The sequence below is a fragment of the Streptomyces sp. NPDC044719 genome (assembly GCF_056433405.1).
Genome location: NZ_JBWKHE010000021.1, coordinates 1 through 7640, shown reverse-complemented (window position 1 = coordinate 7640; position 7640 = coordinate 1). Strand labels below are relative to the sequence as shown.

The 7640-nt window shown below is 70.2% G+C and carries 1 protein-coding gene and 1 pseudogene; both read right to left on the bottom strand.

Annotated elements, in window-relative coordinates; genetic code table 11:
- A partial coding sequence (locus tag AC07DF_RS41235; protein WP_478982737.1) for a beta-ketoacyl synthase N-terminal-like domain-containing protein occupies positions 1-4692 on the bottom strand: 4692 nt, incomplete at its 3' end.
- A 206-nt stretch (positions 4693-4898) separates the two neighbouring features.
- Positions 4899-7574, bottom strand: a pseudogene (locus AC07DF_RS41230) (type I polyketide synthase); the annotation flags it as partial.
- Positions 7575-7640 lie beyond the last annotated feature (66 nt).

The window sequence follows — 7640 nt, the reverse complement described above, 5'->3', positions numbered from 1 at the left end:
GGCCCGCACCCCCGCCAGATCCACCAACCCGTAATACGCCGTCACAAACGCCACCGGAACCGACGCCGCCTGCTCGAACGACCAACCCTCAGGGACGGGTACGACAGCACGGCGATCGCAGACAGCCGTGGGCCCGAAAGCTCCCAGGAACATGCCCATCACCCGGTCTCCCGGGGCCAGGTCGGTCACCTCCGCACCGACCTCGGTGACCACTCCCGCAGCCTCACGGCCCATGGGCGTGCGTTCCGGATACATGTCGAGGGCGAGCAGCACATCACGGAAGTTCACCCCGGCCGCCCGTACAGCGATCCGCACCTCACCCGGCCCCAACGGCGCCGACGACTCCTCACACGGCAACAACGCCAGATGCTCAAGCGCCCCCGGACGCGACACATCCAGCCGCCACGGCACCCCCACCGGAGGCACCAGCACCCCACCAGCACCCGAACCCACCGCCACCAGACGAGCCGCCAGCACCTGACCATCCCGCACCACCACCTGCGGCTCACCACTGGCCAGCACCGCAGGCAGCACATCGGCCACGCCAGCCGCGTCGTCCACATCCACCAGAACGAACCGGCCCGGATTCTCCGTCTGCGCCGACCGCACCAGACCCCACACCCCGGCATGACCCAGATCCGGCACCCCACGCCGATCCCCCACCCCCACCGCACCCCGGGTCACCACCACCAGCCGGGAGTCGGCAAACCGCTCCTCCGCCAGCCACGCCTGCAGCACCCCCAACACCCCACCCACCGACTCACGCACCCCACCCGCCAGCCCACCCGACTCCACCGACACACACGGCAACACCACGAACTCCGCAACCGGCTGACCGGCATCCAGACCACCCAGACCACCCTCCCCAAGAACCACCCACCGCTCCGACGAAACCGACGACTCGTGGGCGGGCGCGGCCAGGGGGACCCACTCGAGGGCGAAGGGCTTCTCCTTCCCCTTTCCGCGGACGCGTTCTTGCTGGTCCGGTGACATCTCCGGAATCACCAGCCGATCGACGAAGGCCACTGGAGCACCCGTGAAGTCGGCGAGGGCAACAGTCATCGCATCGGATCCGGCCGGGGACAGCCTCACCCGCAGGGTGGAGGCGCCGGCCGCGAAAACCGAGACCCCACTCCAGGCGAACGGAAGTCGCATGACCCCACCGCTGTCGAAGAAGGCGCCAGCTCCTGCGGCCTGCAGGGCGGCGTCGAGCAGCGCCGGATGGAGGATGAAGTTCTCCGCCACCTCCTGCTCGTTGCTGGGGAGGCTCACCTCGGCGAAGACCTCGTCCCCGCGCAGCCACGCCGCCCGCAGGCCCTGGAAGGAGGGACCGTAGGCATACCCAAGGCGCCCATACGCTTCGTAGAAACCGTCCAGTTCGATCGGTGTCGCTCCGGGAGGTGGCCAGGCGCCGAGCTCGACGGAGCCGGTCACCTCGGCCTGGCTGAGCGCCCCACTGACGTGTCGGGTCCACTCCTCGTCCGGCCCGCTCTGCGAGTGCACACTCACCGGCCGCCACCCGGACTCGTCCTGCGCACCGACCCGGACCTGAAGGGCGACATCGCCTTCCTCGGGGATGACCAGCGGCATCTCCAAAGTGAGTTCTTCCAGCCGGGGGCAGCCGACCTCATCCCCGGCCCGCAACGCGATCTCCACCAGACCGGCACCCGGGAAGAGGACCGTGCCGCCGATGGCGTGGTCGGCCAACCATGGGTGCGTGCGCAGGGACAGCCGCCCGGTCAGCACGACACCCTGCTCGTCCGCCAGGCGCACGGCCGCACCCAGCAGCGGATGACCAGCCTCGGACAGCCCCAGTGCTGCGGGATCAGTCGCCGCCCGGTGGTCCTCTTCCAGCCAGTACCGCCGGCGCTGGAAGGCATAGGTGGGCAGCTCGACCTGCCGCCCGCCGGGCAGCAGCGCCGTCCAGTCGACGCCAGTGCCGTGGGCGTAGGCCTGCGCCAGTGCGGTGGTGAGGGACTGCGGCTCGGGACGGTCCTGACGCAGGAGCGGTAGAACCAGCCGCGGCGTGCCGGACTCCTCGTGCTCTTCGAGGGTTTCCTCGGCCATCGCGGCCAGCACACCGCCCGGCCCCACCTCCAGGAACACGTTCACACCCTCACCGGCCAGAGTGCGGATACCGTCAGCGAACCGCACCGCCGCCCGCACATGCCGCACCCAATACTCCGCCGACTCCAACTCCCCCGGCCCCGCGATCCGGCCCGTCACATTGGAGACCACCGGAATCCTCGGCGGCCGGTAACCCACCTGACGGGCCACCTCCTCGAACTGCTCCAGCATCGGCTCCATCAACGGCGAATGAAACGCATGACTGACCGACAACCGGCGACTGCGCCGCCCCGGGAAACAGGCCACCACCCGCTCCACCGCCTGTGCCTCGCCGGAGAACACCACCGACCGCGGCCCATTGACCGCCGCCACATCCACCCGCCCCCCACACTCCTGAAGAGCTTGCAGGGCTTGCAGGGCTTCGGCCTCACCGGCCTGCACCGCCACCATCACCCCACCGGGCGGCAACGCCTGCATCAACCGGCCCCGCGCAGCCACCAGCCGACCCGCATCCTCCAGCGACATCACCCCCGCCACATGCGCCGCCGCCAACTCCCCCACCGAATGCCCCAACAGGTAATCCACACCCACACCCCAGCTGTCCAGCAGCCGGAACAACGCCACCTCCACCGCGAACAACGCACCCTGCGTAAACCGGGTCTGCTCCAACCGGACACCATCAGCGAAAACACCGGCATCCGCACCCACCGCCCGGCACGCCTCCCCCAACGCATCGGCGAACACCGGATACGCCCCGGCAAGCTCCGCCCCCATCCCCACCCGCTGCGCACCCTGCCCCGACAACAACAACCCCGTACGCACCCCACCCGCCACACCCTCGGACGACACGGCACGCAGCCCGGCCAGCAGCTCGCCCCGGTCCCCGCCCGCACCCAGCACCACCGCCCGGTGCTCCAGCACCGACCGCGCCGACGCCAGCGACCACCCCACATCCACCGGATTCACCTGCGGGTGCGTCTCCACGAACTCCGCCAGCCGCCCCGCCTGCGCCGCCAGGGCTTCAGCACTGCGCCCCGACACCACCCACGGCACCACCACACCCGGAACAGGAACCTCCCGGGCCACAACCTCACCCGCCGGAGCCTCCTCCACGATCACATGCGCATTCGTCCCACTGATCCCGAACGACGACACCCCCGCCCGACGCGCACGCTCCCCCGTCCGCGGCCACTCCCGCGCCTCGGTCAGCAACTCCACCGCACCCGCCGACCAGTCCACATGCGGCGACGCCTCCCCCACATGCAACGTCCGCGGCAACACCCCCTGCCCCAGCGCCAACACCATCTTGATCACACCCGCCACACCCGCCGCCGCCTGCGTATGCGCGATATTCGACTTCACCGACCCCAGCCACAACGGCCGATCCACCGGCCGGTCCTGCCCATACGTCGCCAGCAACGCCTGCGCCTCAATCGGATCCCCCAACGCGGTGCCCGTGCCATGCGCCTCCACCGCATCCACGTCCCCGGCATCAAGACGCGCACTGGCAAGTGCAGCGCGGATCACCCGCTGCTGCGACGGCCCATTCGGCGCCGTAAGCCCATTGCTTGCACCGTCCTGGTTCACCGCGCTGCCGCGGATCACCGCCAGCACCTGATGCCCGTTCCGGCGGGCATCCGACAACCGCTCCAGCAGGATCAGCCCGACACCCTCGCCCCAGCCGACACCATCAGCGTCCGCCGAGAACGCCTTGCACCGCCCGTCCGGAGACAACACCCGCTGCCGGCTGAACTCGACGAAGGTCGATGGCGAGGCCATGAGGGCGACCCCGCCTGCGAGTGCCATCGTGCTCTCGTCGCTGCGCAGGGACTGGCAGGCGAGGTGGAGCGCCACCAGCGACGACGAACACGCCGTGTCCACTGTCACGGCCGGTCCCTCGAGGCCGAAGGTGTAGGCGATGCGGCCGGAGGCGACGCTGCTCGCGCTGCCGATGCCGAGCAGACCTTCGTAGTCCCCGGACCTGGGGGTCGTCCGCATGCCGTAGTCGTCGTACGACACGCCCGCGAAGACGCCTGTTCGCGTGCCGCGCAGGGAGTCGGGAGCGATGCCCGCCCGTTCGAAGAGCTCCCAGGAGGTCTCCAGCAGCAGCCGCTGCTGCGGGTCGATCGCGGTCGCCTCGCGTGGGCTGATGCCGAAGAACGCGGCGTCGAACTCATCGGCGTCGTAGAGGAAGCCGCCCTCGCGCGTGGAGGATTTTCCTCGCTGGTCCGGATCTGGGTCGTACAGCCCTTCGACGTCCCAGCCCCGGTTTTCGGGGAAGCGGCCTACGGCGTCCGTGCCGGATGCGACAAGCCCCCACAGATCCTCGGGGGAGCTGACGCCACGGGGGTAACGGCAACTCATCGCGATGATCGCGATGGGCTCGTGGCTGCCGGACTCGAGCTCCATGAGCCGTTCTCGGGTCTCATGAAGATCAGCGGTGACCCACTTGAGGTACTCGACCAGCTTCTCGTCACTAGTCATGTCTAGCTGTCCCCCTTCTTGCCGAGGCTGCGGTCGATGAAGTCGAGGACCTCTTCCGCCGTCGCGTTTTCCAGCCGATGGCTCACCGCGCGCTTCTCCGCGCGCTTTTCCGTGTCGTCGCGTCGTTGCAGCCGGTCCCACTTGGCCATCACCGTCTGAAGCCGGCTGGTGATCCGCAGAGTGGCGTCGTCGTCCGGGTCCATGGCGAACAGGGCGGTCTCGAACCGGTCCAGCTCGGCCAGCACCCGTGTTGTGTCGTCGATGTGTGGCGGGTTGATCTCGGTCCGCAGGTACGCGGTGAGCGCGAGCGGGGACGGGTGATCGAAGACGAGGGTCGAGGGGAGGCTCAGCCCGGTGGCGGCGCCGAGCCGGTTGCGCAGTTCCACCGCTGTCAGCGAGTCGAAGCCGAGGTCGTCGAATGCCTGTTCCGGCTTGACGCTGTGGGGCGACGGGTGTCCCAGTACCGTCGCCACATGGCCACGGACCAGGTCCAGCACCAGGCGTTCCTGCTCCGGCCCGGACAGGTTCTCGAGCCGGCGTACCAGGGACCACGGCCCGTCGGTGGCGCTGCCGGGGTGGCCAGCCGTCCGCATGCCGGGGACGGGGGCCGGGACCAGCGTGCGCAGGAGGGCGGGCAGGGTCCCTGAGCCTGCCTGCGCTCGCAGCACGTCCGAGTTCAACCGCAGGGGCAGCAGCTGTGCCCGGTCCGTGCGGAGGGCCTGATCGAACAGGGCGAGTCCCTGTTCGGACGTGATCGGTTCCAGACCGCGGCGGGAGATTCTGGCCAGGTCCTCGTCGGCCAGCTGCCCCGTCATGCCTCCGTTCTGAGCCCACAGGCCCCAGGCGAGCGATACGCCCGGCAGTCCCTCGGACCGGCGGTGCTGCGCGAGGGCGTCCAGGAAGGTGTTGGCGGCGGCGTAGTTGCCCTGGCCCGCGTTGCCGAAGACACCGGCGGCGGAGGAGAAGAGGACGAAGTCGGTCAGGTCGAGGCCGCGGGTCGCCTCATGAAGATTCACAGCCGCGTCCGCCTTGGCCCGCAGCACCGCCTCCAGCCGCTGTCGGGTGAGCGAACCGACCACGGCGTCGTCCACGACGCCCGCCGCATGCACGACGGCTGTGAGCGGGTGCTCTTCCGGGATCTTCGCCACCAGTTCGACGACCGCTTCCCGATCGGCGGCGTCACATGCCACGACCGAGACGTCGGCCCCGCTCTTCTCCAAGTGCTCGCGCAGTTCGGACGCCCCCGCTGCCCGGTCGCCGCTCCTGCTCACCAGGAGCAGATGGCGCACCCCGTACTTCTCCACCAGATGACGGGCCAGCAGACCGCCCAACGCCCCGGTCCCCCCGGTGATCAACACCGTGCCCTCGGCATCCCAGGCCGGGGGCACGGCCGGCTCCTCCGTGGCCGTCACCCGGGCAAGACGCGGCACCCACACCTGGCCACCGCGCACCACAACCTGCGGCTCACCCGTGGCCAGCGCCGCAGGCAGCACCGCCTCCCAGTCATCCCCCTCACCCACATCGACGAGAACGAACCGGCCCGGATGCTCCGTCTGCGCCGACCGCACCAAACCCCACGCGGGAGAGTGCACGAGATTCAGCCGCTCGCCCTCGCCGACGCCCGCGACCGCATTGCGCGTCAGCACCACCAGGCGCGAACCGGCAGAGGGCTCATCAGCCAGCCAGGCCTGGAGCGCCGCGAGGACCTCACCCATGGCCTCGTGCACCTGCTCGGTGAGTCCGCCGGAACTGGCGTCGGTACAGCGCAACACCACGTATTCCGGTTGGGTCTCCGCATGCGGTACATGGTCGTCGCCGAACCATGTCCAGAAGACACCGGCCTCAGGCGTGCCGACTGCCGGAGCCGGATCCCATTCCAGCTCGAACAGTGCGTCGTGGTTCCGCCCGGCCGCCTGCCGCAGCTGGTCGGGCGATACGGGCCGGGAGACCAGCGCGTCCGCACAGGCCACGGGCCGGCCTTCGGTGTCGGTGACATGTACGGACAGCGCGTCCGCGTCGACCGTGGACAGCCGCACTCGTACGCTCGCCGCACCTGTGGCGAACAGGGACACGCCGGTCCACGCGAACGGCAGCCGGACCTGGTCATCGCCGCCCTCACCGGTACGGCCACCGGCGGTGGCCAGCGCCGCGTGCAGGGTGGCGTCGAGCAACGCCGGATGCACGATGAAGTTCTCCGCCGCCTCCTGCTCCTGCCCGGGGAAGGACACCTCGGCGAAGATGTCGTCCCCGCGCCGCCACGCCGCCCTCAGGCCCCGGAAGGAAGGGCCGAAGGCGTACCCGCGGTGCTCGTATGCCTCGTAGAAACCGTCCAGTTCGATCGGTGTCGCTCCGGGAGGCGGCCAGGCGCCGAGTTCGACGGAGCCGGTCACCGCGGCCTGGCTGAGCGCCCCACTGACGTGCCGGGTCCACTCCTCGTCCGGCCCGCTCTGCGAGTGCACGCTCACCGGCCACCGCCCCGCCTCGTCCTCCGCACCGACCCGGACCTGAACCGTCACGGAAGCCTCGTCGCGCAGGACCAAAGGGGCTTCGAACATCAGCTCCTCCAGCCGCGGGCAGCCGACCTCGCACCCGGCCCGCACGGCCAACTCCACAAACCCGGTCCCCGGGAACAGCACCGTGCCGCCGATGGCGTGGTCGGCCAGCCATGGGTGCGTGCGCAGGGACAGCCGCCCGGTCAGCACGACACCCTGCTCGTCTGCCAGGCGCACGGCCGCACCCAGCAGCGGGTGACCAGCCTCGGACAGCCCCAGTGCTGCGGGATCAGTCGCCGCCCGGTGGTCCTCTTCCAGCCAGTAGCGCCGGCGCTGGAAGGCATACGTGGGCAGCTCCACCTGCCGCCCGCCGGGCAGCAGCGCCGTCCAGTCGACGCCAGTGCCGTGGGCGTAGGCCTGGGCCAGTGCGGTGGTGAGGGACTGCGGCTCGGGACGATCCTGACGCAGGAGCGGTAGAACCAGCCGCGGCGTGCCGGACTCCTCGTGCTCTTCGAGGGTTTCCTCGGCCATCGCGGCCAGCACACCTCCCGGCCCCACCTCCAGGAACACGTTCACACCCTCACCAGCCAGAGTGCG